This is a genomic window from Pseudoalteromonas rubra (assembly GCF_005886805.2).
Classification (GTDB): domain Bacteria; phylum Pseudomonadota; class Gammaproteobacteria; order Enterobacterales; family Alteromonadaceae; genus Pseudoalteromonas; species Pseudoalteromonas rubra_D.
The window spans coordinates 1869050-1894554 of the sequence record NZ_CP045429.1; the positions used below are offsets into that span (position 1 = coordinate 1869050).

A 25505-nucleotide genomic window follows, 5' to 3' on the forward strand; every position below is an offset into this window, starting at 1 on the left:
ATTTTTTTATGTCTTTAGAACAAGCCTTTTGCAGTGCGTTTGAGCAACTGCCCGAAAGTGTTACCTTTGAAAAGCTTAATCACTTTCTGGATGCAGAAATACTGGAGCAAGCCTTTCAACGCGCTGGCGTTGCAACTATCAGAAAACGCAGACTTCCACTTGAGGCTGTGATGTGGACTGTGATTGGTATGAGCTTCTTTCGCCAACAGTCAGTTTGGGATTTAGCTTCCCACATGGAAATTGCTCTGCCTGGAGATAACAAATTAATCGCCCCAAGCGCACTTGTTCAGGGGAGGCGAAGACTCGGTAAAGACAGTGTCAAAAATGCCTTTGAAATGATGGCTGCGCACTATTATCAGCAAGCAAACTTTGAAACTTGGTGCGGGTTAAACCTTCTGGCCGTCGACGGTGTTACTTGGCGAGCTCAAGACACGCCTGAAAATCGTGAACGTTTTGGTTCCCCCAGCAATCAGCATGGTGAAACCGCTTTTCCCCAAATTCGGATGGTGTGTCATATGGAGCTGACCAGCCATCAACTTATCAGCAGTGCGTTCAGCGGATATAAAACCAATGAAATGAAGCTGGCAGACAAATTAGTTGGCACCACGCCAGACCACAGCCTCACGATGTTCGATAAAGGGTTCTACTCACTAAACCTACTCCACCAATGGCAAACACATGGCACGCAGAGGCACTGGTTAATACCGGTTAAGAAAGGGCTTCAGTTTGAAGTGATTAAATCTAATGGTCGCTTAGACAAGTTGGTGCGCTTGAAAACAACTCCACAATCTCATAAGCAATCACCTGATTTACCTGCTTATGTAGAAGCTCGGCTAGTGACGAAGAAAATTAAAAACAAAGAATATCAAATACTCACATCGATGATAGATGCACAGAGGTTTCCTGGAGAAGAAATAGTTGAGCTTTACAGCCACCGCTGGGAAATAGAATTGGGTTATAGAGAAATCAAGCAGACACTTTTAAACAATGAATATACGCTAAGAAGCAAAAAATCAGATATGGTTGAGCAAGAGCTGTGGGGCTTACTCCTGGGGTACAACTTGCTGCGTCAGGTGATGACTCAAGCGGCATCTCGTAAAGGAATATGGGCCAACCAATTAAGCTTTAGTAATTGCGCCAACGCGATATTAAGTTACTTAGGGCGACTCCCCCTCGCCAGCCCGGGAAACATCCCAAAACACTATGAGATGTTAATACAAACATTGGGTCACTTTGAGCTGCCGACACGACGAGAAGATCGGGTCTATCCTCGAGCCATAAAACCAAAGCCAAGTAAGTACCCAGCTAGAAAAAACAATGCCAGTCAGCTTAACTGATCGGCATTAGCCGCTAGGCGCTTTTTTTATTTCTGAACCACACCAACATCAGTGAAACAATTGCTGAAGCGCTTCATCCAAGTTGGGGTAGCGAAAACGGTAATTTGCTTTAAGTGCCCGGCGGGGTAGTACGCGCTGTCCGTATATTAGTAACTCAGACATTTCACCAAACAGTGCCTTGAGCACGAATTCTGGCATAGTAAACATGGCTGGACGTCTTAAAGTGATGGCCAGGCGTTCGGCAAACTCTTTGTTAGATACCGGGGCTGGCGCAGTTGCATTAAACACTCCGGATAGATCCTGATGTTTAATCAAAAATAAAATGAGCTGCACTATATCGTCAATATGGATCCAGGACATCATTTGTTCACCGCTGGCCATGGGTCCACCCATACCAAACCTAAAGGCAGGCAGCATTTTCTTCAGCGCACCGCCGTGCCTAGATAGCACCACTCCGGTTCTGATTATACAAACGCGGGTGGCTTCATTGTGGGCTGAGTTAGCCTTTGCTTCCCAGTCTTTGCACAATTGATGACTAAACTCCGGATAGGGGTCGTCGAAGTCTTCGCCCACCTTAACCGTTGCCGGCTGTCTGCCGTAGTAGCCAATGGCACTGCCTGAAATAAAGGTATGCGGTGGCGTGTCGCAATTGCGGATCCGCGCGCTGAGCGCTTCGGTAAGCAAAATGCGGCTGTCCATGATCCGGGCTTTTTGTTGCTCAGTCCAACGTTTGTCAGCAATGGGTTCACCTGCCAGGTTGATAACCACATCCAGTTCATTGAAGTTGACCAAGTCTAGATCGTCAACGAGTTCAATTTTGCTGTCCAGCAAGCGCCGGGCTTTGGCAATATTGCGTGTCAATGCAATGATTTTATGTTTATTGAATAGAAACTTGCACAACTCTGACCCGATAAGCCCGGTGGCACCTGTAATTAATACCTTCATGTATAGTCCATTTTAATATTTTAGTGTTTATACTCAGCGTATTGCATTGTCGATCAATTTGTTAGTTCTTCGTGCTTTGATGCAAATTTCCGTTACAATGAAGTCGCCGGGCAATAATTAAATTAATGCGCTTATGGCAGCGACCCGGTGCCATCCCCCCGCTTTTATAATGGGGTTTTGCAAAGTTAATGTAAGGAAAAGTCGTGTCTTCATTGTCTGGGATCACTAAAAGCTTAGTCGTTATTGCGTCATTGTTCATTGTTTTAGCCGGAATAAAACTGGCTAACGACATCGTTGTCCCTTTTGTTTTAGCAGCTTTTATCGCCATTATATGTAATCCACTTCTGAAGTTTTTTGCCAATTATCGTATTCCTAAAGGGCTGGCAATTGTCTTGATCATCATGATGGTCATGCTGATGGGTATGAGCCTGACAGGCTTGGTCGGCCAATCGTTAAATGACTTTTCGAGTCAATTACCGCAATACAGGGAAGCGTTGCGAAGCAAGTTTATCTGGTTTGTTGATATGGCGGCCCAATATAATATCTTAATTGATAAACAACAGCTTATTGCGTTGTTTGACCCTGGTAAGATGATTGATGTGGCGACCAATATGCTGGCGGGGTTTGGCGGCGTGATGGCCAACATCTTTCTGATCCTGCTGACCGTGGTATTTATGCTTTTTGAAGCGCCCATGATCAGCACCAAGGTGCACCTTGCACTAGATGACCCGGATATGAAAATGAAGCAGATTGATCGCTTTTTGGACTCGATAAACAGCTATCTGGCTATTAAGACCTTGGTGTCATTGGCAACGGGGGTTCTTGCAGCGGTTTTTCTTTGGGTGCTGGATGTTGATTACTTTGTGCTCTGGGGTGTGTTTGCCTTTCTATTGAATTATATTCCCAATATAGGCTCAATTATTGCGGCGGTCCCTCCGGTGTTATTGGCGCTGGTGACACACAGCCCTATGGTCAGCGCGATTGTGGCAGCAGGGTATATCAGTATTAATACCATTATGGGAAATATTGTCGAGCCGCGCTTTATGGGCCGAGGACTTGGCCTGAGTACTTTGGTGGTGTTTTTGTCTTTAATCTTCTGGGGCTGGTTGTTGGGTACTGTGGGTATGCTGCTATCAGTGCCTTTAACTATGGTAGTTAAAATAGCCCTTGAAAACAGTGAAGATGGGCGTTGGCTTGCAACAATGCTAGGCGGTGAAGAGCAGCAAAATGCCAGATAATAATCGTTATCTGGCATTCAGAAGCAGGCCTACTGGATCATAAAGTCGGCCTGCAGCTCCTGTGTGTGTTGCTTGATAAACTCTATTTTACAGCGTTTGTATATCTTGGCTGCCATGGTAGCGTTAGGCATTTGCTTTAAGTAGCGCCAGCGACAGGCGTCCTCCATGTATCTTTCCTGATTGATAAAGCTGCGCTGGATAATGGGCAGTAGTTGAGAGTTGCCGGTTTCTTTTTGCAGGTTTTCAGTGTCCATCACCAATTTAGTTACCCAGGTTTTTCTTTCACGTTCCAGCAACTCAATATTTCCATCCAGGCACATCAGGTAGCGCTTGGCTTTTTCAGGATGATCCGAATTGAGGTGCTCACATTGCTGTAAAGTCAGCCTGGCTGCTTGTGCAGACACGCTAAGCGTTAACAATGATAAGAAACACAGTGTTTTATTGGTTCTGTTCATAACTAAATTCTATTGTAAACTGGGCACCGCCCAGCTGGCTGTAATCTATGTCTATGCTTCCGTGATAGGAAGAGACGAGGTCGGATACAATGGCCATGCCAACACCGTGGCCATTTTCATAGGTATCCAGGCGCGTCCCACGTTGCAACAGGGTGCTTCTGTTCTGTTCAGGGATGCCTGGGCCATCGTCACTGATGATAAAACGCACGCCTTTGCTTTGATTATACTTCACGTTGATATCAACCTGCGACTGGCAGGCTTTACATGCATTGTCGATCAAATTACCTAAAATTTCCATCAGATCGGTTTTATCACCCAAAAATGCGGCCTCTTCTGGACACGCAGAACTAAACTTGATCTGCTTATCATGATAGACCTTGTTCATGGCATTGAGGATAGCACTGACCACAGGTTGCACCTGAGTTTGTTTTTTCCAGGTGTCCGATGCGCCCGATGCGGCACGTTTCAGCTGATGTTCAATCATGGCATTAATGCGATCAAGCTGCTCCTGAGCGTCGGCGTTTTCTGCCAGCGGACTTGATTTTAGTACCGCCAGAGGGGTTTTGAGTGCGTGAGCAAGGTCGCTCAGTGAAGCTCGGTAGCGTTCTTTCTGCCTTCTTTGCGAGTCCAGCAGTAAATTCAGGTCGGCTTTGATGGTATTGAGTTCAACAGGGTAGAGCCCACTAATTTTATCAATTTCGCCTGCCTCGACTGCTTTTATTTCTTTATCCAGCCTTTGCAGGGGCCTTGCACTCCAGATAAATCCCAGCGCCATGAGCGCCGCTATCATAATGCCCATTACCAACATCCAGTTGACCAGGGTATTACGAAACTGGGCCATTTGCGCAACCAGGGCAGAGTTTTTCTTCAGTAATATAAATTTGGCCTGTTGTGAGTGACTGGCATTGCCCAGAATGACCGTCATACTGAGTTGCCAGTAGAGCTCCTGATTGTACTCAACCCGCTCGAATTCCGCCGCGCCGGCTTTACTTTGTGAAATGTCCGGTGTAACGGTTAGATTCATAGCCGACTCAGAGTGCCAAACCAGCGTATTCTGTTGATAAATAAGTGCATAGGTATCTGAATTAAGTCGATTTAATTCAGGTGCTAAAATGCTGTTGGGCATCTCCATGGTCACGAAATCAACCTCAGATATAAGCGAGTAGAGATGGGCTTCCAGGGTTTTTTCTGTGGCGTCGACTAGGGTGGCGTAATAGGCACGGCCGATTGAGAAAAACAGTGCAGGCAGTGCAACGATAAGAACAAAGACAAGGATAAATCCTTGCCTTATTTTAAGAGAAATTTGAGCGCGATTTACCACTGGTTTTTAAACCTATAGCCTCGGCCTCTGAGTGTTTCAACGGGGTTAAGCGTACCGTCTGGATCTAGTTTTTTTCTCAGTCTGAGTACAAACACTTCGATTACATTTGAATCAAGATCAAAATCCTGGTCGTAAATATGTTCGGTCAACTCGGATTTTGAAATCACCTTGAGTGGATTGACCATCAGGTATTCCAGTACTTTGTATTCATACGCAGTGAGTGTGAGCTCTCTGTCTTCTACCCATACTTGCTGAGAACGCGTATGTATTTTTACCGGACCAATGCAGATCTCCGGGTTTGCTTGTCCGGCACTCCTTCGGATCAGGGCATTACAGCGGGCAATCAGCTCTTCTGTATGGAAGGGTTTGGTCAGATAGTCATCGGCACCGGCATCCAGCCCCTCGACTTTTTCCTGCCAGCGATCACGTGCAGTGAGGATCAAAATAGGTAACTTGATGCCTTTGGCGCGTGCCTGGCGAATGAGTTCTATACCATCCAGTTTAGGTAAGCCAAGGTCGACAACTGCTAAATCCAATGGATACTCAGTTAAGTGAAAAAGACCATTTTCTCCATCGTGACACAAGTCAACACTGTACTTCTCTTTTTCCAGCGCTGTACGCAGGTTTTCTGCCAGTTGTATATCATCTTCTATTACAAGAATTCGCATTGTTTAGTCCTTCTTCACTTCGCCCGTCACCTGGTGAACCTTTAAATCTATGATCCGGCCGTCATCGAGCAAAATTCTCACTACGTAATAGTCTCCTCGCTTGGAGATCTTGAGCGTTTTACCTGAGTACTGGTCGGTTGCAAGTTTAACAGCTTGCTTTTTGCTTATCGTATCTTGCTTTTGAGAAGCTTCAGTAGGCTGGGCACCCAGCAAACAGAACACTAATATGATCGCAAGACATCTTGGCAACTGCATTTAAAAGCTCCACGGTTAGGGTTGCTTAACATCTTGTCGCACAGGCTATTGGAAAACGACTTAACCCATGCTGAACTTGTTAAGGCAGCACTTTCTTGTATGGCTTGACGACACTGTTGGCATAAACACCCGCTGCGATATAGGGGTCTTCTGCAGCCCATGCTTCGGCCTGCGCCAGGGAATCGAATTCTGCGATAACTAACGAACCAGAAAACCCAGCTTCGCCTGGATCTGGGCTGTCGATGGCGGGCAGAGGGCCGGCGGCGAACAAGCGCTGTTGCTGATCAAGCTCATTCAGTCTGGCCAGGTGTGCTGGGCGTGCTGCTAAGCGCTTCTGCAAAGAGTTTTCAACATCAGTTGAGTAGATCATGTAAAGCATAGGATGTAAAAATTATTGTGTTATTTGCGCCTATCATAGACTGAACTGACCCCGTGTGTAAATGCCGGAACCACTGACGAATGAAGACAAATCAAGGTGTCATGTATGTGTAACATGTTATGAGTGCGTTGTGTAAGCGTGCGAAGGTGTGAGGTTTACGTCAATGCGCACCGGATTAGACGTTTATACTTGAAATTCCGTGCTGATGGCTGGTAGAGTCCTTCGACTATTCTTATAAAATAATAATAAGGTTGTTCTTGTGAGCGCAAATCGTGAGCACTTTAGCTCGCGGCTTGGTTTTATCCTTGCCGCAGCGGGTTCCGCAGTCGGGATTGGTAACCTGGTTGGGTTTCCCGTGTCTGCAACAAAAAATGGGGGCGGTGCGTTTCTGCTTACTTATGCCCTGTTTGTTATCTTTATTTGTCTGCCGGTGATGATGGCAGAAATGGCGATGGGGCGTAAGGCGCAAAAAGACCCTTATGGTTCCTACAAGTCTCTGACGCAAGGAGATAAAAAATGGTCCCTTGCGGGGGCGATCGCCGTATTAACGCCGTTTATGATAGCCGTGTTTTATATGGTGATTACTGTATGGATCTTTGGTTATCTGGTGCAAACTGTACTTGGGAACCTGGATATGCTGGCAAATCCGGGTCACTTTGATGCCTTTGTAAACGAATACACTATGTTTATCTACATGGTATTTGTTGGCCTGTTCGTTAACCTTATTCTGGTAGGCGGTGTGAAAGAGGGCATTGAAAAAGCCGCTAAGTTTATGATGCCTGCGCTTTTTGTGTTATTACTTGGCCTGGTGGTCTATGTATTGACGCTGGATAACGCCATGGCTGGTGTGCGTTATTATCTGGTACCAGATTTCTCTAAAATGAATGCCAGCGTGCTTAACGGCGCCTTATCGCAATCGTTTTTCTCCCTGTCTCTGGGAATGGGTATCCTGATCACTTATGCCTCTTACATCTCAAAGAAAGATGACATTGTTGGCAGTTCTAAAATGGTGGCAATTACAGACTCTTTGGTCGCATTCATCGCAGGTCTGATGGTGCTGCCCGCTATTTTCAGCTTCAACCCGGATACCGATCCTGCCAAGCTAAGTGATTCGTCAGTGTCTATGATTTTTGTCTATCTGCCAAAGCTGTTGCTGGCATTGCAATCTGACATTGGCTACTTCGGCGCTTCTGCGGTTGCTGCGTTGTTCTTCCTGCTGGTCTTTTTTGCTGCGATTACCTCACTGGTGTCAATCATCGAAGTACCAACTGCTGCGTTAATGGAAGAGAAGAACATTAGCCGTAAAAAAGCGCTGGGCCTGCTGGCATTGACAACGGGCGGATTGACGGTGCTGTGTACCATGTCTTTTGGTATGGTTGGTTGGCTGACCGATTTTGTTAACTATGGCGGTGCCAGTCAGAGCATGTTTGCGCTGATCTCGGATGTATTCTACGAAACCATTCTGCCTTTTAACGGCTTACTGGTTTGTTTGTTTGTGATGTACCGCTGGAAAAAGCATAACTTGTCAGAAGAGCTGGCACAGGGGTCACCAAACTATAAAGGCAGCCTGATGGAAAAGTACGTGAACTTCTCGTTATCTACCTTTATCCCAGTGATCCTGACGGTTATCTTCGTTAATACAGTAACGACGAAGTTCTTTGCATTTAGTTTATTTGGCTTCTAGCCGTACTTAGAATGCCACAGGGGCACCTCAGGTATGTGGTGCCCCTTTACTAAAACGTTACGCCTGAATCCAGGTACTGACCCAGCCCCAGGGTAAAGACCCACAACCCCCAAAGACTATGTTCGAGTACACAGACGACCAAAGAGCGACTATGTGCGTAGGTATAGGCAAATAACAACCCGCCGGCAAAGGAAAGAGCGATTGCCACCCAATTGTCATACACACAATGGGCCAGCGCGAATACAGCAGCACTCAGCACAACCCTGATTGTCTTCCTCGGTAAAATTCGTTTGTAGCGATGAAAAAAGTAGCTGCGGAACACCAGCTCTTGTGGTAACACCGATAATATTGGATAGGCTATCAGCAGGATCAACCAGTCATTGGTGGAGTTGAGTGGCATATCAAACCAGCTTTCCTGATTCACCAGGCCATAAAACATGGCAGAAAACAGGGCACCGATAAAGAAGGTTGAAAACAGCCGCCGCTTTACTGTGGAAAAGGTGCCCAGACTGGTCAGGCGAAATCGTTTGAAATGTGGGTCAGTGAGTAACAAATATGTACACACAGCTGTGAGTATAATCAGTGCCGGAAATAACCAATTGGCGAGTTGATGGCGAAATGCATAGGCAATAACAGGTAGCAGGAAAAACACCAGGAATAGTTCGCACCAGCGATATTGGTTTGCGTTCAATGTGGCCTCTGGTATGTCTGTCAGCGTTAGCCTAACTATAGTCAAGGCATTTCAACTCGGGTATGGCAGGACAAGGAAAACTTTGTCTATACCAATTTGCTTAATGTCGCGTTCCATTTTGAGGCAAGCAAATATTGTTGATAACCAGCTAAGAATTTTCAACGTTACAGTTTTAAATGAAAATTTTAACGCTGCTTGCATAATAATTGTGCCTTCAAATTGAGCAGATATGAAGTGGACTTGGTATTTATCCACTCAGGATTGACTTTTAAGACAGAACTCCTTAGCCTGCCGGGCTTTGTTGTATAAAGACGGATGCATGATGAATAAAAGTGAACTGGTTACAGCCATGGCGGCGCATAGTGAATTGACCAAGAAAGACACACAGGCTGCACTGGGTAGTCTTATAAAACTTATCACCAAACGTCTCTCTGAAGGGGATCAGGTCCAGCTTAATGGTATGGGCACCTTTACGTTAAGCTATCATCCGGCCAAGCCGGGTAGAAACCCCAGAACAGGGGAAGAAATCATGATTGAAGGGCAAAATAAAGTACTGTTTAAGCCAGCCAAAGCCCTCAAGGATGCTCTGGCTGACAAATAGCTCTGATGTTAGCGCGCGGTAGCGGCTTTCATGCTACGTACAAAAGCGCTCAGGGCCTGATACATCGCAGGCTTGTCATCCAGGTGCTGCTCAATAATTTTGACCACAGCAGAACCTGAGATGGCCCCAGCGGCACCTGAATCCAGCGCGGCTTTGACTTGCTCAGGCGTTGAGATACCGAAGCCCAGTAGTGCAGGGGCTGCATGGTACTCGGTGAGCTTAGTGATGATCTCGTCAGTTGGCATTTGCACTTGGCTTTCTGTACCGGTTACACCAGCGCGCGAGAGCAAATAAGTATAGCCTCTGCCGTAACTTGCACATTCGCGTAAGGTATCATCACTGGCATTAGGCGTTGCGATGAAAATTGGCTCAATGCCTGCCTCTACCGCTGCTCTGCGGAACATTTTTGATTCGTGCAGCGGCACATCTGCTACCAATACCGAATCGACGCCCGCGGCTTTGGCCTGTTGATAAAATGCATCAAGACCACGTGCGAAAATCAGGTTTGAATACAGTAGCAGCCCAATTGGGATATGAGGATATTGCTCACGCACCGCACGGATCACGTCAAAGCAATCTTCTGTGTCTATGTGCTGTTCTAGTGCACGAATATTTGCAGCCTGGATAACCGGACCGTCCGCGATTGGATCGGAAAACGGGATACCCAGCTCCAGTGCATCCGCACCGCCTTCAATCAGGCTTTTGATGATTGCCAGGCTGGTTTCTTTGTCCGGGTCGCCAATGGTCACGAACGGGACAAAAGCACCTTGTTGCTTGTCGTTTAGCTGCTGGAACATCTCATTGTAACGGCTCATAGTTCACCTCGCGCTTCTAATACCTGGTGGACATGGGCTAAGTCTTTGTCACCACGACCACTTAAATTGATCACTATCACTGTGTCTTGTTCTTGTGCTTCAGCATATTTCAATGCGTAGGCTAACGCATGACTCGATTCCAGCGCTGGAATAATCCCTTCATGTTTTGCTAATGACTGGAAAGCTGCCAGCGCTTCGTCATCGGTTACAGCGACATACTGAGCCCGACCGGTCTCGTGCAGGTAGGCGTGTTGCGGTCCAACCGCTGGGTAATCCAGACCAGCAGAGACCGAGTATGACTCTTCAATCTGGCCGTCCTGGTTTTGCATGATATAAGTATAAGCACCATGTAAAATGCCTTTAGTCCCCTTACACAATGCTGCGCCATGTTCTTCGGTGTCCAGACCTTTACCAGCTGGCTCCACACCAATCAGTTTGACGTCTTTTTCGTCAATAAAGTCTGCAAACATCCCAATTGCATTGGAACCACCACCCACACAGGCCATGACCACATCCGGCAGTTTTCCTTCAGCTTCCAGTACCTGTTGTTTTGCTTCTTCACCGATCATTTTCTGGAACTCACGTACCAGGGTCGGGAAAGGGTGAGGGCCCGCTGCGGTACCAAGCAGGTAGTGGGCGGTTTTGTAATTGGCTGACCAGTCGCGCATAGCCTCATTTACGGCGTCTTTAAGTGTGCCTGAGCCTGCTGTAACCGGGATAACTTCTGCACCCATCAGGCGCATACGGAACACATTCGGTTGTTGACGTTCAACGTCTTTGGCACCCATGTAAACGCGGCATTTAAGGCCCAGCAAGGCACAGGCCAGTGCTGTTGCAACACCATGTTGCCCGGCGCCGGTCTCTGCGATGACTTCTGATTTACCCATACGTTTAGTGAGCAGTGCCTGACCAAGTACCTGGTTGGTTTTGTGTGCGCCACCGTGGAGCAGATCTTCTCGTTTCAGATACAGCTTCACCTTTGGGTTTTTAACCAGGTTTCTGGTAAGCGTGAGTGGCGTCGGACGCCCTGCAAACTCATTGAGTAATTGATAAAATTCCTGCTGGAATGCCGGGTCTTGCTGTGCTTTGTTAAATTCCTGCTCAAGCTGCTTAAGCGCAGGAACTAGTAATTCAGGGACAAACATGCCACCAAAATCACCGTAATATCCTGTATTCATTTTTTCCACCTCAGTATTTACGAATTGTGTTAAAAGCTGTATTGAGTTTGTCGGCACACTTTTTACCTGGGCTGATCTCGACGCCAGAGTTCAGGTCGAATCCTGCTGCGCCCAGGTATGAGGCCTGTGTCAGGTTGTCAGCGCTCAGTCCACCTGCCAGCATAAAGCTGCCCGGAGTCTGGCTAAGCAACTGCCAGTCAAATGCTTGTCCTGTTCCACCGAGCTGACCTTTGACCTTAGTGTCGTATAAATGTTTGTCGACGCCCTGTAATGGCTCAGGCAGATGATCACTGATCCCCTGAGCTTTCCAGATCTGGCAGTTAACGGGTAATTGTTTGCGCAGCTCATCGATGTAATCTTGCGTTTCATTGCCATGCAATTGCACAGCGCTGAGCTTGAGGATACGGACGTTTTCAACCACTTGTGTAAGCGGTGCATCGACAAATACGCCCACATAGTTGAGCGGTGCGCTGTCTACGACGGCTTTTGCACAGTCAATGTCGACATAACGGGGTGATTTGGGGTAAAAAATCAATCCTCCGTATACCGCACCAGCCTCATAAGCGGCAATGGCGTCCTGGCTGCGGGTTAAGCCACAGACCTTGTTTTCTCCCAGAATCAATTTGCGACAAGCGGTCTCCAGGTCTTGTTCAGCCATCAAAGAGCTGCCGACCAGGAAGCCATTGCAAATGGGGGCAAGGCGTTTAACGTCTGCATGGGTATAGATACCGGACTCAGAGATCACGGTTTTATCGTCCGGGATTAATTTGCGTAACCGCTCGCTGGTCGCCAGATCTGTACTTAAATCCCTGAGATTGCGGTTATTGATACCTATGAGTCTGGCGTCTAACGCGAGTGCGCGATGGACTTCTTCTTCATTGCTGACTTCAGTCAGCACTGCCATGTTCAGGCTGTGCGCAAGTTCAGCCAGAGCTTTGTAACGCGCATCATCGAGTACTGATAGCATTAACAAAATGGCATCGCCACCACTTAAACGGGCCAGATACACTTGGTATTCATCGATAAAAAAGTCTTTACAGATGAGGGGTTGCGAGACCTGAGTTCTGACATAACTAAGATACTCAAAATTACCCTGAAAATACTTTTCGTCAGTGAGCACACTGATGCAGCTAGCGTAACGACCATAAACCGCAGTAATTTCATCCAGGTTGAAGTGTTGACGGATCAGACCTTTCGACGGCGAGGCTTTTTTACACTCCAGAATAAACTGAGTACCCGGGCGGCTCAGCGCCGCGTAAAAGTCCCGATCACTAGGTGTAATTTGATCAATAAAACTCTCCAGCGGGCGGTCTTGTTTTCTCTGAGCGACTTCGACTTCTTTGTCAGCAACAATTTTTTCTAACACATTAGCCATTGCTCACCTCCACTATTTCAGCAAGTTTTTGCGCGCAGCGTCCGGACGCCAGTATTTCTGAAACCTGAGCACTGGCTGATTTAAGATCTGTTGCTTTGTCTGTCATGACCAGCAGCGCGGCGACATTGGCGATGATGGCAGCGTTATGTGCTTCTTTGCCTTTGCCATCAAGAATGTCCCGGGTTGCCTGGGCATTAAATTCCGGAGTGTCGCCAAAAATGGCTTCGAGCGGGTAGCGTTGCAGCCCAAAATCTTCAGGCGTAAGTGTGTAGTCTGTCAAAACGCCCTGATTGAGCTCGGTTACCTGAGTTTCGCCATGCAGTGCAATTTCATCGCAACCTGAGCCATGAACGACCATGGCGCGCTGAGTACCGAGTTTTTGCAAAGTCTCAGCCATGGGGCGACAAAGTTTAGGGTCATAAACGCCAAGTAATTGCACCTGAGGCCTCGCTGGATTCGCAAGTGGGCCAAGGATATTGAACAAGGTGCGGGTTTTGAGTTTAGTGCGCACTGGCATCGCATGTTTGACACCAGCATGATAGTGCGGCGCAAACAAAAAGGTGAAGTTAGTTTGCTGCAAACAGCGTGCACCCAGGAGCGGGTCCATATCCAGGTTTATGCCGAGTGTTTTTAACAGATCAGCAGAGCCGGATTTACTGGATACGCTGCGGTTGCCATGTTTCACCATAGGGATGCCACAAGCGGCCGCAACGATTGCTGCTGTAGTACTGACATTGATGGTGTTGGTACCATCACCTCCAGTGCCGCAACTGTCTGCGCATAGCAGGCCATGGGTGTCAAATGCGGTGGCGTGATCGCGCATCGCTTTTGCGGCTCCGGCGATTTCTTCGGCGGTTTCCCCTTTAATTTTCAGGGCAACCAGAGCTGCGGTTAGCTGTACTTCATCCAACTGGCCTTGCATGACTGCGCTGAACAGATCTGTAGCCGCGGCGAAGTCCAGTGATTTCTGTTCAAGTAATAAATTTAAACTGTCCATGTCTACTCCTCAGATGTGAGATAGGCGATGCTTTGCTGTAATAGCTGAGCGCCGCATGGGGTTAAAATTGATTCCGGGTGAAACTGATACCCGATCACCTTATCGTCCGGGTGGTAAATCGCCATTGGGATTTCTTCATAGTTAGCAATGATTTCCAGGCATTCAGGTACCTGAGTTGCCATAAGAGAATGATAGCGAGCCACAGGAAATGACTTACCCAGTCCGTCAAAAACGGGGTGAGGTTTGACGCTAATATGGGATGATTTACCGTGCACCGTCTCACCGGCATGGCCTATGGTGCCACCATAACTTTGTGTTAGCGCCTGTTGACCAAGGCAGATCCCCAGCATGGGGTAGTGACCTTTGCACAATTCAATTAATTCAAGTAAACACCCTGCGTCTTTAGGCGCACCTGGGCCCGGTGATAAAACCAGAATCACAGGATCGGTTTCTTGCTGCATCTTGGCAAAAATGGTGCTGGCATCGAGGTGATTACGATATACCACGAGCTCAGCTCCAAGTAGTGACAGCTCATCGACCAGGTTGTAGGAAAAGGAGTCAAAGTTATCGAGAAAATATATTTTGGGGATCATGCCGGTGCTCCTGAATAAGTCGATTGAATGGCTTTGATGACAGCACTGGCTTTCGCCCTGGTCTCATCGGCCTCGGCTTGTGGGTCGGAGTCATAAACAACGCCTGCACCGGCCTGAACCAGTGCCTGGCCATTTTTGACAAAAGCAGAGCGGATCACGATACAGGAGTCCATTGCGCCATCCCCGGTCAGATAGCCTACAGCACCGCCGTAACTGCCACGGCGTTGTTGTTCTGTATGCCTGACCAGCTCTGCCGCTTTGACTTTAGGTGCACCGACCAAGGTGCCCATATTCATACTGGCCTGATAGGCATGCAGGGCATCCAGGTCTGGTTTAAGCTGACCTACGACACGAGAAACTAAGTGCATGACCTGAGAGTATCTGTCTACTTTAAGTAGCTCTTTGGCGTGGCGGGTACCAGGTACGCTGATCCGGGCTACATCGTTGCGCGCCAGATCAACTAACATCAGGTGCTCTGCACGCTCTTTTTGATCGTCTCGAAGTTCAAGCTCGATGCGGCTGTCGAGATCCGGGTTAATACTGCCATCGGCAAACTTGCCTCGAGGTCGGGTGCCTGCAATCGGATACACTTCGACCTGATTACTCTGCTCACAATATTTCAATGCCGATTCAGGAGAGGCACCAAATAAAACAAACTCCTCATCGCGCATGTAGAACATGTAAGGGCTTGGGTTTTGTTGTTTAAGTGCTTTATAGGCCGAGAGTGGATCGCCACAAGGTAAGGAGAAAGTGCGAGAGGGCACAACCTGAAAGATGTCGCCATCCACGATGTGCTGTTTCAGTTTTACTACCTGCTCTATATATGCTTCGTCACTGATATCAACACTGACCTCACAGCTACCTGCAAGCGGGCTTGGCGAGAATGACTCCAAAGCATCACACTGATGATTGAGAACTTCAAGCTGGCGGCCTACTTCAAAACAGTTCGCATGAACATCGGGACCGTTGAATACATTACCTATCAACTCAGTCGTTTGAGCCTGATGATCTATGATCAGCAAGGTCTCGGCCAGGTAGAACACGTAGTCCGGACAGCTGTTTGCACCATCCGGCACGTCAGGGAGTTGCTCAAAATTAGCAACCATATCGTACGCAAATACGCCACCCAGAAACAGCGAGAATGGTGTGTCTGAGTTACACTTGATGCGGTTGATACAGGTTCTGAGCGCGCTGAACGCGTTATCGGCCTTCAGCTTGGCATACTCATCGAGATCGGCCGATGTGTCCTGATAAGTAATGGTCAGCACTGAGTTGTCGAGCGTTACGTCACAGTTTTCGACTTCCTGCGCCAGATAGGGCAGAAGCTGCTCGCCGTTGTTGGACATCGCCCGGACTATTACATTTTTGCCCGTACATTCAAAGCGCAGTGCTGTATCAACCAAGATAATGCTCTTTACATTGTCTTTGGAGTCTATTTCTGCAGATTCCAGCAACAATGAGTTGGGCTTATCCAGCGCCGCGAACAGAGACAAGGGGCTGGCGATGTATTCTCGCCGTAACCGAATACTGGTTACTTCCCCGGGCTGTGTCGTTATATGACTAAAAATCACACCTCATTCCTCGTAATTTTCATAAATTAATCTAAAAAAAACCCCCGAAAGCGATTTGCTTGCGGGGGTCTGTGTATTAGGTACAAAGATGCCGTCCCGCTAATTCAGGCACCACCACCAAGATTCTACTAGTAAAATAGTTGTTATATTATTGATCACTATACAATATCTTTGAGAAAATTAAGTTACAAAAAAACCCGCGTGTTTAGCGCGGGTTTCGAAAATCTTGCATGCACAACGACTCACCCGCTAATTACGAGTGCCACCACCAAATGTTGAAAGTTGTTTGTGTTTTCATTTGTTAAGTCGTCGTTATGTAAATTTAGTGACCACAGTAAACCGCACTATGGGACAAAGTGTCAAGGTCAAATTGGAAAAAATGCGGCCAGTTCCCAAAAATGGTTATTTTGGCCTAGCTGCTTGCTGCATTATCACTGTTTAGTGCGTCAGATAACCGCCCTTAGAAGTAAACAACATGGTATACTAAAATCCGCATTTTTTAGAAGGTTATGAGAGTTTGATAAAATACGACTTACACAGTCACAGTACTTTTTCGGATGGTCGTTTGGCGGTCGGTGCCTTGCTTGAACGAGCAACCGAAAGAGGTGTGGACGTACTTGCCATTACAGATCACGACACCACCGCAGGTCTTGCTCCTGCAAGGGCGTATATCGCTGATCAACAGTTGCCTTTGTCGCTCATCTCCGGGGTTGAGATTTCAACCAAGTGGGAGAGCTTTGAAATACACATTGTGGGTCTGAATATAGATGAATCGAACAATGCATTGAGCACCTTGCTTGCCAGTCAACAGCAGAAACGTCGTGAACGCGCTAAAGAGATTGGTGCACGACTGGCCAAGCGAGGTTATGAAGGTATCTATGAGCAGGCGCAAACCCTGGCTGAGAACGCTGAAATTACCCGTGCTCACTTTGCCAAAGCACTGGTAGACAGAGGGGTCGCTAAAAATATTCAGGGTGTGTTTAAAAAGTTTTTGGGGCGCAACAAAATCGGGTATGTGCCCAGCAGCTGGTGCAGTATGAGTGAGGCGATAGATGCCATCCATCAGGCTGGTGGCGTGAGCGTATTGGCGCATCCGGGTCGTTATCAGATGTCTAATAAGTGGCTCAGAAAGCTACTGAGCGAATATAGTGCTGCGGGCGGCAAGGCAATGGAGGTCGCACAGCCACAACAGGCACCATCGGAGCGACAGTTTCTGGGGCAGTTGAGTCGTGAGTTTGACTTACTGGCTAGCCAGGGATCTGACTTTCATTATCCAACGAACTGGTTGGATCTTGGAAAAAATCTATACTTACCAAAAGATTGCCAAGGTGTTTGGCAATTCTGGGGCGCGACAGAGGAGTGACAGCGTGAGCCAATTTTTCCATATCCATCCTGATAATCCACAAGGTCGTCTGATCCGTCAGGCCGTTGACATCATTCAGCAAGGTGGCGTAATCGTATATCCAACCGATTCTGGATACGCCATTGGCTGTAGTCTGGGTAATAAACAGGCGAAAGAGCGAATTGAGCGTATTCGCGGTATTGAGAAGCATCATAACTTTACGCTGATGTGCCGGGATTTATCTGAGCTTTCGACTTATGCGCGTGTCGACAATCAAATGTTTCGGATGATCAAAAACAATACGCCGGGCCCTTATACATTTATTCTTAAGGGAACTAAAGAGGTCCCAAGGCGGTTGCTTAATGAGAAGAAAAAAACCATCGGGATCCGGGTGACAGAACATCCGATCACGGCAGCTTTACTCACGGAATTAGGTGAGCCCTTGATGTCTTGTTCGTTAATTCTGCCGGATGAGCAATTTACCGAATCGGACCCGGACGACATTCGCCTGCGTCTGGAAAAGCACGTTGACCTGATCATTCACGGTGGGTACCTGGTAGAGCAGGCGACGACTGTGATTGATATGTCCGACGATGAAGTGGTGATCCTGCGTCGTGGTTGCGGCGATACAACCCAGTTCGAATAATCATGCCTGATCAGAGTGCCCAGCAAAAGCTGCCACTGGCATTTTTACATGGTGAAGCGGTATTGGAAAAGCCGGAGGATCTGTACATTCCTCCGGATGCACTGGAAGTCATACTGGAGACTTTTGAGGGGCCGCTCGATCTGTTGCTGTATCTCATTAAACGCCACAAGCTGGACATCCTTGAGTTACCGATACTGAGTATTACGCAGCAATACGTGCAGTACGTGGAGATGATGCAGGATATGCAGCTGGAGCTGGCCGGTGAATACCTGGTTATGGCGGCCTTACTGGCACAAATTAAATCGCGTTTATTGTTACCGGTTCACGAAGAGCTGGAAGATGAGGAAGATCCGCGTGCAGAATTGGTCAGACGGCTTCAGGAGTATGAGCAATTTAAAAAAGCGGCTGAGAATTTGGACCAGATCCCCCGCGTAGATCGGGAAATTTTTGTTGCCCGCGCGCTGATGGAAGAATCAGAAGAACCACAAACCCGATTACCCGACATTGAGATGGCCGAGCTGCTTCTGGCCCTGAGTGATGTGATGGCACGGGCAAAAACCTTTGAACATCATCAGATCAGTGCTGAAGTGTTGTCTACTCGTGAGCGCATGGCCGCAATTCTTCAGTTTTTATCTGAACATACCGAGCCGGTTGAGTTTACACGCTTGTTTACTTTGTCGGAGGGGCGCAGTGGTGTGGTGGTCACGTTTATTGCCATGCTTGAGTTATTGAAAGAGCAATTGATTAACTGTGTGCAGGTAACTCCCGCAGGTACGCCTGCCAGTGCAATTTATTTGTCATTAAAGCTACACGAGTGACGTGGGCTCTGTCATAATACGTCGCTTTAGACTAGCCTTATCCTACTTGCATGAAACGTCGTATCAGTGATGAACAATTGGTTGAACTGGTTGAAGCAGCCATTTTCGTTGCCGATAAGCCTTTGTCTCGCAAACAATTGAAAGAAACCGTTTTGCAGGATATTCATGTATCTGATGTCCGCCTCAGGCAGGCGCTGGATACCTTGAGCGAGCATTATCAAACCCGCGGTGTCAAACTGGTTGAAGTCGGAACGGGCTACCGTTTTCAGGCCTGTGCCAGCTTAAGTCCCTGGCTCAGTAATCTGTGGCAGGAAAAAGCGCCAAAGTATTCTCGTGCAACACTCGAAACATTGGCACTTATCGCTTATCGACAACCCATAACCCGGGGTGAGATTGAGCAGGTGCGGGGCGTGACGGTCAGCTCTAACATCATTAAAAGCTTGTTAGAGCGACAATGGATAAAGATAGTGGGCTATAAAGAAGTGCCGGGTAAACCCGCACTGTATGCAACAACGAAACAATTTTTAGACTACTTTTCGCTTAATGGGTTGGATATGCTCCCTGAGCTGCCTTCCCAACAGGGTGAAAAGCTAGATCAGATGTTAGATGATCCTTCTGTGAGAGAACCATCAGAATGAGTGAGAAGTTACAAAAAGTTTTAGCACGCGCTGGCGTTGGCTCGCGTCGTGAAATGGAAAAGTACATCGAAAGCAACCGTGTTAGTGTTGATGGCAAGGTGGCTAGACTGGGTGATCGTGTTGAGGAAAATGCGGTTATCCGGGTCGATGGGCATATCGTAAAAGTAGAGCAGCAGGATGATCGGATCTGCCGTGTCTTGATGTACCATAAGCCAGAAGGCGAGCTGTGTACGCGTAAAGACCCTGAAGGGCGTCGCACTGTGTTTGACCGTCTGCCGCGTATTGAAGGCGATCGCTGGATTGCTATCGGCCGATTGGATGTTAATACATCAGGTTTGTTATTGTTCACCAATGATGGTGAACTGGCCAATCGTTTGATGCATCCAAAATATGAAGTAGAACGAGAGTATTCGGTACGAGTATTTGGTGATGTGACTAATGAGCACCTGCGTAACCTGAAAAAAGGCGTAGAGCTGGAAGATGGCCCTGCGAAATTCCTGAAGCTGGCACCACGTGGTGGTGAAGGCCTGAACAAGTGGTTTAATGTTACTCTGACTGAAGGTCGTAATCGTGAAGTGCGTCGTTTATGGCAGTCCCAGGAGCTTGAAGTCTCGCGCCTTATTCGTATTCGCTACGGTAAGTTAGAGTTGGGTAAACGTCTGCCTCAGGGGGGCTGGGAAGAACTCAAGCTGGAAGATGTGAATTACCTTCGCAAATCTGTTGGCATGCGCCCTGAAACGCAAACTAAGCTGTCGGTGATGCCTGAAAAGCGTAAAGACAAGCGTGCTAAGATAAACCGTATTCGCAAGGCGGTAAGCAAGCATAATCAGCGTCTCAAGCAGAGCAAACGTCGTTAATAGACATAAAAAAAGCCGCGAAAGCGGCTTTTTTTATGTCTTTATTTTACCTGTGCGTCCAGCGACTGACCATTTACCTCGGCCGAATCATCAGACATCAGATAAAGATAAGTTGGCATCAAATCTTCTGGTGTTTTTAATTTATCTTTATCTTCTCCCGGATAGGCTGTGGCGCGCATGCCTGTGCGAGTAGCCCCTGGGTTGATACAGTTAATACGAATGTTCGTTTTGCCAACTTCAGCGGCCCAGGTTTGCATCATTCCTTCGGTAGCGAACTTAGAAATGGCATAGGCCCCCCAAAATTCTCGGCCCTGACGACCAACTCCGGATGAAGTGAAGATAATTGATGCACTGGGGGCTTTGCGCATGACAGGGAATAGGTATTTGGTGATCATAGCCTGCGCAGTGACATTTACTTTCATGATGTTTTCGAATGTAGAAACACAAAAGTGCTCTAGCGGACCCAATGCACCTAATATAGAGGCGTTGTTCAGTAGTCCGTCAAGCTTGCCAAATTGTTGTTCGATAGTGGCGGCAAGATCTCGATAGTGCTGTTTTGTGGCACCCTTTAGGTCTAAAGGTACTATTGCAGGTTTTGGATATCCTGCGGCGACGATTTCGTCATAAACACATTCCAGCTTGCTGGTGGTTTTACCCAGCAAAATAACGGTCGCGCCATGTTTGGCATAGGTCAGCGCAGCAACCCGGCCAATGCCATCGCCTGCACCAGTGACCAAAATCACTTTGTTTTCTAAAGCATTCTCAGCTGCTTGATAAGTATGCATTTTGAACCTCTGAGCTAAATTTTCAGCATATTTTACCACATACCACAGCCAAGTTATCGAATTTATTGTAAATATGGCTGGCGAAACGCTACACTTTGCGTTAACTTAAACTGGTCTAATGTCTTATTAAAAGCAGATTTACCTTTAAGTACCTTTTTGCAAAGGTTTTAACTAAATATTCTCTGATTGGTCAATTTACCAGCTAAATTAAGCAGTTAAGTTGAATTCAGGGCTAAGAATAATAATAAGATTATGTCGGAGCCAAATAAATGAAAAAAATGCTACTCTCACTCGCGGTTTCTGCAGCCTTAGCTGGTTGTGGTGGCGGTGAAACCCTTGAAGATGTAAAACAAGAAAGCACAGCTGTAACACCGAGCGCCTCGATTAAATTCGACCCTGCCAATGGGGTGATTTCGGTGCCTAATGATCTGCTGTTTAACGGCACGAAAGATGGCACGCTGAATATTCCAGGTGAACTGAACGATGACGGCTCTGCTAAAATCCAGCGTGCAAATTATGCCGACCCTTCACTGGCGTTGGGCGCACTAGATGGTTGGTCAACGCAAATGCCATTTGCGATTGATTTAACAGTGCCAGCTGGTGTTGAAATTGATGCGGCGAGTGTCGCAACGCCCGGTGCTGTGAGAATTTTTGAAGTGGTCATGGGCGCCAGCCTGACTGATCAGGACTGTGCAACTGTACCTGCCGGGATTGCCTGTAAAGGGGTCGCTGAGCTGACCTTTGGCCCAACTGGTGATTTTATTGCTCAGCTAGGTGCAGACGGGAAAAGCATTAATGTTATTCCTGTGAAGCCGCTAAAATCGGCGACGACTTACATCACAGTATTGACAACGAGCCTGAAAGACAGCTCGGGCAGTGTTACGCCTTCTTCTTCTTACACATTGCTTAAGCAGGAAGCGCCTTTGGTAACACCTGCACAAAAGAGCTTGCAAGCGGTTGTACGCAGCTATGAGAGTGCGGTGACATCTCTGGGTACTGTGACCAGCGAAGAAATCATTTATTCTGCTGCAATGACAACCCACTCGACTTTTGAAGTCATGGGGGCCGTGAAACAGTTATTGGCTGGGTCATTGACTACCGAGCAGCGACCCGTTTTGAGTGTTGGTCAACAACCCGTTGATGGCCTGACCGTTGCTGATGTGCTGGGTGAGCGTTTACCTGAGCAAATTCGTCCTCTGTATCGTTCAGTGAGATACTTACAAGGTAATATTGTACTGCCACGTTACCTGGGTGAGCCGCAAACGAAAGACGACGCAGCGCTGGCAGATACCTACTGGCAGGCACAGTGTGATAACGCCGCAGCGGTTGCCGGCTATATTCAGGCAACGGGTGGCACACCTGAGCTCAAAGAAGGTAACGATACGCTTTGTAATGTGTTATCTGAAGGTCGTTTGAGAGACTTAGGGCTGGATCAGCACAAGTTTGTCAGCAAATATAACCCAATTCCAAAAGCGCTGGGCGCGAATAACATCCCGGTCCAAATCACGATGCCTGCGGACGAAACAAATCGCCCAGAAACCGGCTGGCCGGTTATTATCATGCAACATGGTATCACCAGTAAGAAAGAAGACATGCTGGGTCTGACGCTGGCATTGACTCAGGCTGGGTTTGCAACGGTTGCAATTGACCACCCATTGCATGGTGACCGTGGTATTGATGTAGATGGCGATGGTGAGGTTGATTTCAACGCGTCAACGAAGAGTGTACTTCACTATATGAACCTGCAATCACTGCTGGTTGCACGTGATAACCTGCGTCAATCAACAGCCGATCTGCTGGGTCTGCGTCTGGGTCTGAATTTCATCAATCAGGCGACGGCGGTTCCTTTGCTGTTCAATACACAGGATGTGAGCTTTATCGGCCACTCTTTGGGATCGGTTGTTGGGCCTAGCTTCATCGCGTTGGCTAATACACCGCTGGATGAGCAGGTTGATGCCTTGTTTAGCGTGAAAGCGGGCGCATTATCAAGCGGTGGTTCGGGCATTGCAAACTTCCTGGTAGAGTCAGCTTCTTTCGGCCCGGTGGTGAAAAGCGCGGTCTTGTCCGCGGCAACAGACTTAGCTGTATCAAAACAGTTTAATGCTTACCTGGGAGAAGGTGCCATCTCAGATTGCGGCCAGTTTGCGACTGATGCCGGTGCGTTTGCAAACTGTGCATATTCCACCTTTACTGCGCAGCTAGAGGCGAACGGTGATACCGTTTCACTGGGCGCAATTGATGCAACCGTCACCCAATTCGCTTATGCAGCACAAAGTGTGCTGGGTAGCGCTGACCCGCTTAACTATGCTGGCGCGGTAAACGCGCTGGGTACACCTATTTATATGGGTGTTGTTGTGGGTGGTGAGAATGGCAATAAAGAAGATCAGGTTATCCCTCCTTCAACGCAAAGCAATCCGTTGTCTGGCAGCTTACCAATGGCCGCTGTAATGGGGCTGACGCCTGTGAGCGAAACGCAAACGTCAACCGACGGCACAGCAGGTAGCTATGTGGTGCGCTTTAGCCAGGGACATCACAGCTCACTGTTGACCACCAGCTTTGATGAGCAATCAGGTGGCACAGCAGAAGGTCATGCTGCAGCGACCATGGAAATCCAGCAGCAACTGGCGACTTTCCTGGCTTCCAAGGGCCTGATGTTACCAATTACGAATGATGCTGTTATTGCAAAATAATCGTATTTGAGAGATTATGAAAAAGCCGCTGTTTTAGCGGCTTTTTTTTACTTAAATTTCAGGAGTAGAAAGTTGGTATTTTTATATGAATACGGATTATTTTTGGCTAAAGCGGTGACGCTGGTCGCTGCGTTAGGTGCAATTATTGCGATGATAGTTGCGGCAAGCCATAAGCCGAGTTCTCAGTCCGGTGAAATCGAGCTGACCGATCTGTCCAAACGACTGGACGAGGCTAAAGAGCAGTTTCTGACACAAACCCTGGATAAGAAAGCGCTGAAGTCCCATCTCAAGCAACAGAAAAAGACGCAATCAGAACAGTCTACTGAGACAAAAAAGCGGGTCTTTGTGATTGAGTTTTGTGGCAGTATGGATGCTCATGAGGTTGAAAACCTCAGAGAGGAAGTGACGGCTATTCTGACCATTGCAGAGGCAAAGCAGGATCAGGTCGTGGTTAACCTGGAGAGCGGGGGAGGGGTTGTACATGGTTATGGGCTGGCAGCCTCACAACTACAACGTATCAAAGATGCGGGCCTGCCACTGACGGTTTGCGTGGATAAAATTGCAGCCAGTGGTGGTTATATGATGGCCTGTGTGGCAGATAAAATCATTGCTGCGCCGTTTGCGATTGTTGGCTCAATTGGCGTCATTGCTCAGATGCCTAACTTTAATAAGCTGCTAAAAAAGAACGACATTGACTATGAGCAAATTACAGCGGGTGAGTTCAAACGCACGTTGACCCTGTTTGGTGAGAATACAGATAAAGGGCGCGAAAAGTTTCGTGAAGAAGTAGAGCATACCCATGGTTTATTCAAGCGTTTTGTCAGCGATAACAGACCGAATATGGATATTGATAAAGTGGCGACAGGAGAGCACTGGCTGGCCACACATGCACATGAGTTTTCCCTGGTAGACGAAATCCGCACCAGTGACGATCTGTTGCTAGACTTAAATCAAGCCTATCAGCTTTATCAGGTAAGGTTTAAACTGAAAAAATCGCTGGCTGAGAAACTGGGCGTTGGTGTTAGTCTTAGCCTTGAAAAAGGCGCGATGCGTTTATTCTCTAAATGGCAAAAATCGAGTTATTAAGCACTTAGGGCAGTGTGGTTTGCACATTGCCTACTTATTTTCGCCTGATTTTTCAGGCCTGAATATATAATGTTGCAACGTGGTTATGCCTGGCGCTAGAGCGTGCCACTGCTCAGCTCTTATATTCAGTTCGACATAACCCGCTGTCACTATGTTATTAAATTGGTGTGTACTCAGATGATTTACCAGTATCGTTAAGGCAGGATTGTGGCCAATTATTGTCACATCATTGCACTCGTCTGGCAGCAGGCGCAGGCAGTCCATTAAGTCGACGGCATTAAAGGTATAGAGTGCTTGTATATCCTCAATAGCCTGAGTTACCTGACATTGAGCATGCAAGATATGCGCAGTATCCCGTGCCCGGCGAGCTGGGCTGGTAAATATATGCGTATCGGGCAGCAAACCTAATCGTTTTGCCAGCGCCTGAGTTCGTCGCACGCCTTTGGGTTTGAGCGGCCGGTCAAAGTCGTGCAGCATAGGATCCTGCCAACTGGATTTGGCGTGTCGGATCAGCCTGAGTGTTCTATTCATACACAACTC

The 25505-nt window shown here is 47.6% G+C and carries 26 protein-coding genes; 11 read left to right on the forward strand and 15 right to left on the reverse strand.

Going from position 1 to position 25505, the window contains the following annotated elements; all coding sequences use genetic code 11:
* Window positions 1-8: 8 nt before the first annotated feature.
* Window positions 9-1337, forward strand: coding sequence for an IS4 family transposase (locus tag CWC22_RS08070; protein WP_195879859.1), 1329 nt, complete (start codon window positions 9-11; stop codon window positions 1335-1337).
* 48 nt (window positions 1338-1385) lie between these two features.
* On the opposite strand, the gene CWC22_RS08075 is transcribed toward CWC22_RS08070, so the two are convergent.
* On the reverse strand, window positions 1386-2282 hold the full coding sequence (locus CWC22_RS08075) for a TIGR01777 family oxidoreductase (RefSeq protein ID WP_138539711.1): 897 nt from the start codon (window positions 2280-2282) through the stop codon (window positions 1386-1388).
* 203 nt (window positions 2283-2485) lie between these two features.
* Between CWC22_RS08075 and CWC22_RS08080 the strand changes: the two genes are divergently transcribed.
* Window positions 2486-3520, forward strand: a complete 1035-nt coding sequence (locus CWC22_RS08080; RefSeq protein WP_010385498.1) for an AI-2E family transporter — start codon at window positions 2486-2488, stop codon at window positions 3518-3520.
* 29 nt (window positions 3521-3549) lie between these two features.
* Here the strand turns inward: CWC22_RS08080 and CWC22_RS08085 are convergent, their stop codons facing one another.
* The 5 genes from CWC22_RS08085 to CWC22_RS08105 form a co-directional block, all read right to left on the reverse strand.
* Window positions 3550-3975 (reverse strand): hypothetical protein, encoded by a 426-nt coding sequence (locus tag CWC22_RS08085; RefSeq protein WP_125561496.1) that lies wholly within the window; start codon window positions 3973-3975, stop codon window positions 3550-3552.
* Window positions 3959-5296: an ATP-binding protein gene (locus tag CWC22_RS08090; protein ID WP_125561494.1), complete on the reverse strand. Its 1338-nt coding sequence runs from the start codon at window positions 5294-5296 to the stop codon at window positions 3959-3961. The genes CWC22_RS08085 and CWC22_RS08090 overlap by 17 nt, the downstream gene beginning before the upstream one ends.
* Window positions 5290-5964, reverse strand: a complete 675-nt coding sequence (locus CWC22_RS08095; protein ID WP_125561491.1) for a response regulator transcription factor — start codon at window positions 5962-5964, stop codon at window positions 5290-5292. Before CWC22_RS08095 ends, CWC22_RS08090 begins: the two co-directional genes overlap by 7 nt.
* A 3-nt stretch (window positions 5965-5967) precedes the next feature.
* A complete protein-coding gene (locus tag CWC22_RS08100; protein ID WP_138539710.1) occupies window positions 5968-6219 on the reverse strand; it encodes a PepSY domain-containing protein in 252 nt (83 codons plus the stop codon).
* Between the two features lie 79 nt (window positions 6220-6298).
* Window positions 6299-6598 carry a YciI family protein gene (locus tag CWC22_RS08105; RefSeq protein ID WP_125561487.1) on the reverse strand — a complete coding sequence of 100 codons (300 nt, stop codon included), beginning with the start codon at window positions 6596-6598 and terminating at the stop codon, window positions 6299-6301.
* A gap of 259 nt (window positions 6599-6857) precedes the next feature.
* Between CWC22_RS08105 and CWC22_RS08110 the strand changes: the two genes are divergently transcribed.
* On the forward strand, window positions 6858-8282 hold the full coding sequence (locus CWC22_RS08110) for a sodium-dependent transporter (protein ID WP_049862992.1): 1425 nt from the start codon (window positions 6858-6860) through the stop codon (window positions 8280-8282).
* 49 nt (window positions 8283-8331) lie between these two features.
* Here CWC22_RS08110 and CWC22_RS08115 read toward each other — a convergent pair whose 3' ends face one another.
* A complete protein-coding gene (locus CWC22_RS08115) occupies window positions 8332-8973 on the reverse strand; it encodes a CPBP family intramembrane glutamic endopeptidase (RefSeq protein ID WP_138539712.1) in 642 nt (213 codons plus the stop codon).
* 322 nt (window positions 8974-9295) lie between these two features.
* Here CWC22_RS08115 and CWC22_RS08120 point away from each other — a divergent pair, with 322 nt between their 5' ends.
* On the forward strand, window positions 9296-9574 hold the full coding sequence (locus tag CWC22_RS08120) for an HU family DNA-binding protein (RefSeq protein WP_049862994.1): 279 nt from the start codon (window positions 9296-9298) through the stop codon (window positions 9572-9574).
* 8 nt (window positions 9575-9582) lie between these two features.
* Here CWC22_RS08120 and trpA read toward each other — a convergent pair whose 3' ends face one another.
* The 6 genes from trpA to CWC22_RS08150 are packed head-to-tail and all read right to left on the reverse strand — an operon-like array spanning window position 9583 to window position 16103.
* Window positions 9583-10389, reverse strand: coding sequence for a tryptophan synthase subunit alpha (trpA, locus tag CWC22_RS08125; RefSeq protein WP_125561485.1), 807 nt, complete (start codon window positions 10387-10389; stop codon window positions 9583-9585).
* Window positions 10386-11567 (reverse strand): tryptophan synthase subunit beta, encoded by a 1182-nt coding sequence (gene trpB / locus CWC22_RS08130; protein WP_010385487.1) that lies wholly within the window; start codon window positions 11565-11567, stop codon window positions 10386-10388. The genes trpA and trpB overlap by 4 nt, the downstream gene beginning before the upstream one ends.
* Window positions 11568-11577: 10 nt before the next feature.
* A complete protein-coding gene (trpCF, locus tag CWC22_RS08135) occupies window positions 11578-12942 on the reverse strand; it encodes a bifunctional indole-3-glycerol-phosphate synthase TrpC/phosphoribosylanthranilate isomerase TrpF (protein ID WP_138539709.1) in 1365 nt (454 codons plus the stop codon).
* A complete protein-coding gene (gene trpD / locus CWC22_RS08140; protein ID WP_138539708.1) occupies window positions 12935-13939 on the reverse strand; it encodes an anthranilate phosphoribosyltransferase in 1005 nt (334 codons plus the stop codon). Before trpD ends, trpCF begins: the two co-directional genes overlap by 8 nt.
* 2 nt (window positions 13940-13941) lie before the next feature.
* Window positions 13942-14532 carry an aminodeoxychorismate/anthranilate synthase component II gene (locus tag CWC22_RS08145; RefSeq protein ID WP_049862997.1) on the reverse strand — a complete coding sequence of 197 codons (591 nt, stop codon included), beginning with the start codon at window positions 14530-14532 and terminating at the stop codon, window positions 13942-13944.
* On the reverse strand, window positions 14529-16103 hold the full coding sequence (locus tag CWC22_RS08150; RefSeq protein ID WP_125561479.1) for an anthranilate synthase component 1: 1575 nt from the start codon (window positions 16101-16103) through the stop codon (window positions 14529-14531). Before CWC22_RS08150 ends, CWC22_RS08145 begins: the two co-directional genes overlap by 4 nt.
* Before the next feature lie 517 nt (window positions 16104-16620).
* On the opposite strand from CWC22_RS08150, the gene rnm reads away from it, so the two are divergent.
* The 5 genes from rnm to rluB are packed head-to-tail and all read left to right on the forward strand — an operon-like array spanning window position 16621 to window position 20404.
* Window positions 16621-17466, forward strand: a complete 846-nt coding sequence (rnm, locus tag CWC22_RS08155; RefSeq protein ID WP_138539707.1) for an RNase RNM — start codon at window positions 16621-16623, stop codon at window positions 17464-17466.
* Window positions 17467-17470: 4 nt separating this feature from the next.
* Window positions 17471-18091 (forward strand): L-threonylcarbamoyladenylate synthase, encoded by a 621-nt coding sequence (locus CWC22_RS08160; protein WP_010385480.1) that lies wholly within the window; start codon window positions 17471-17473, stop codon window positions 18089-18091.
* A gap of 2 nt (window positions 18092-18093) precedes the next feature.
* Window positions 18094-18909, forward strand: coding sequence for a segregation and condensation protein A (locus tag CWC22_RS08165; protein ID WP_125561474.1), 816 nt, complete (start codon window positions 18094-18096; stop codon window positions 18907-18909).
* Window positions 18910-18959: 50 nt separating this feature from the next.
* Entirely contained in the window at window positions 18960-19547 is a 588-nt protein-coding gene (scpB, locus tag CWC22_RS08170; protein WP_010385478.1) for an SMC-Scp complex subunit ScpB, read from the forward strand.
* A complete protein-coding gene (rluB, locus tag CWC22_RS08175) occupies window positions 19544-20404 on the forward strand; it encodes a 23S rRNA pseudouridine(2605) synthase RluB (RefSeq protein WP_010385476.1) in 861 nt (286 codons plus the stop codon). Before scpB ends, rluB begins: the two co-directional genes overlap by 4 nt.
* A 41-nt stretch (window positions 20405-20445) precedes the next feature.
* On the opposite strand, the gene CWC22_RS08180 is transcribed toward rluB, so the two are convergent.
* Window positions 20446-21189, reverse strand: coding sequence for a YciK family oxidoreductase (locus CWC22_RS08180; RefSeq protein ID WP_125561472.1), 744 nt, complete (start codon window positions 21187-21189; stop codon window positions 20446-20448).
* Between the two features lie 269 nt (window positions 21190-21458).
* On the opposite strand from CWC22_RS08180, the gene CWC22_RS08185 reads away from it, so the two are divergent.
* Together CWC22_RS08185 and sohB are read left to right on the forward strand one after the other, a co-directional pair.
* Window positions 21459-23879 carry a VolA/Pla-1 family phospholipase gene (locus tag CWC22_RS08185; protein WP_138539706.1) on the forward strand — a complete coding sequence of 807 codons (2421 nt, stop codon included), beginning with the start codon at window positions 21459-21461 and terminating at the stop codon, window positions 23877-23879.
* A 72-nt stretch (window positions 23880-23951) separates the two neighbouring features.
* On the forward strand, window positions 23952-24965 hold the full coding sequence (gene sohB, locus CWC22_RS08190; protein WP_138539705.1) for a protease SohB: 1014 nt from the start codon (window positions 23952-23954) through the stop codon (window positions 24963-24965).
* A 30-nt stretch (window positions 24966-24995) separates the two neighbouring features.
* On the opposite strand, the gene CWC22_RS08195 is transcribed toward sohB, so the two are convergent.
* Window positions 24996-25496, reverse strand: coding sequence for a SixA phosphatase family protein (locus tag CWC22_RS08195; protein ID WP_138539704.1), 501 nt, complete (start codon window positions 25494-25496; stop codon window positions 24996-24998).
* Between the last annotated feature and the right edge of the window lie 9 nt (window positions 25497-25505).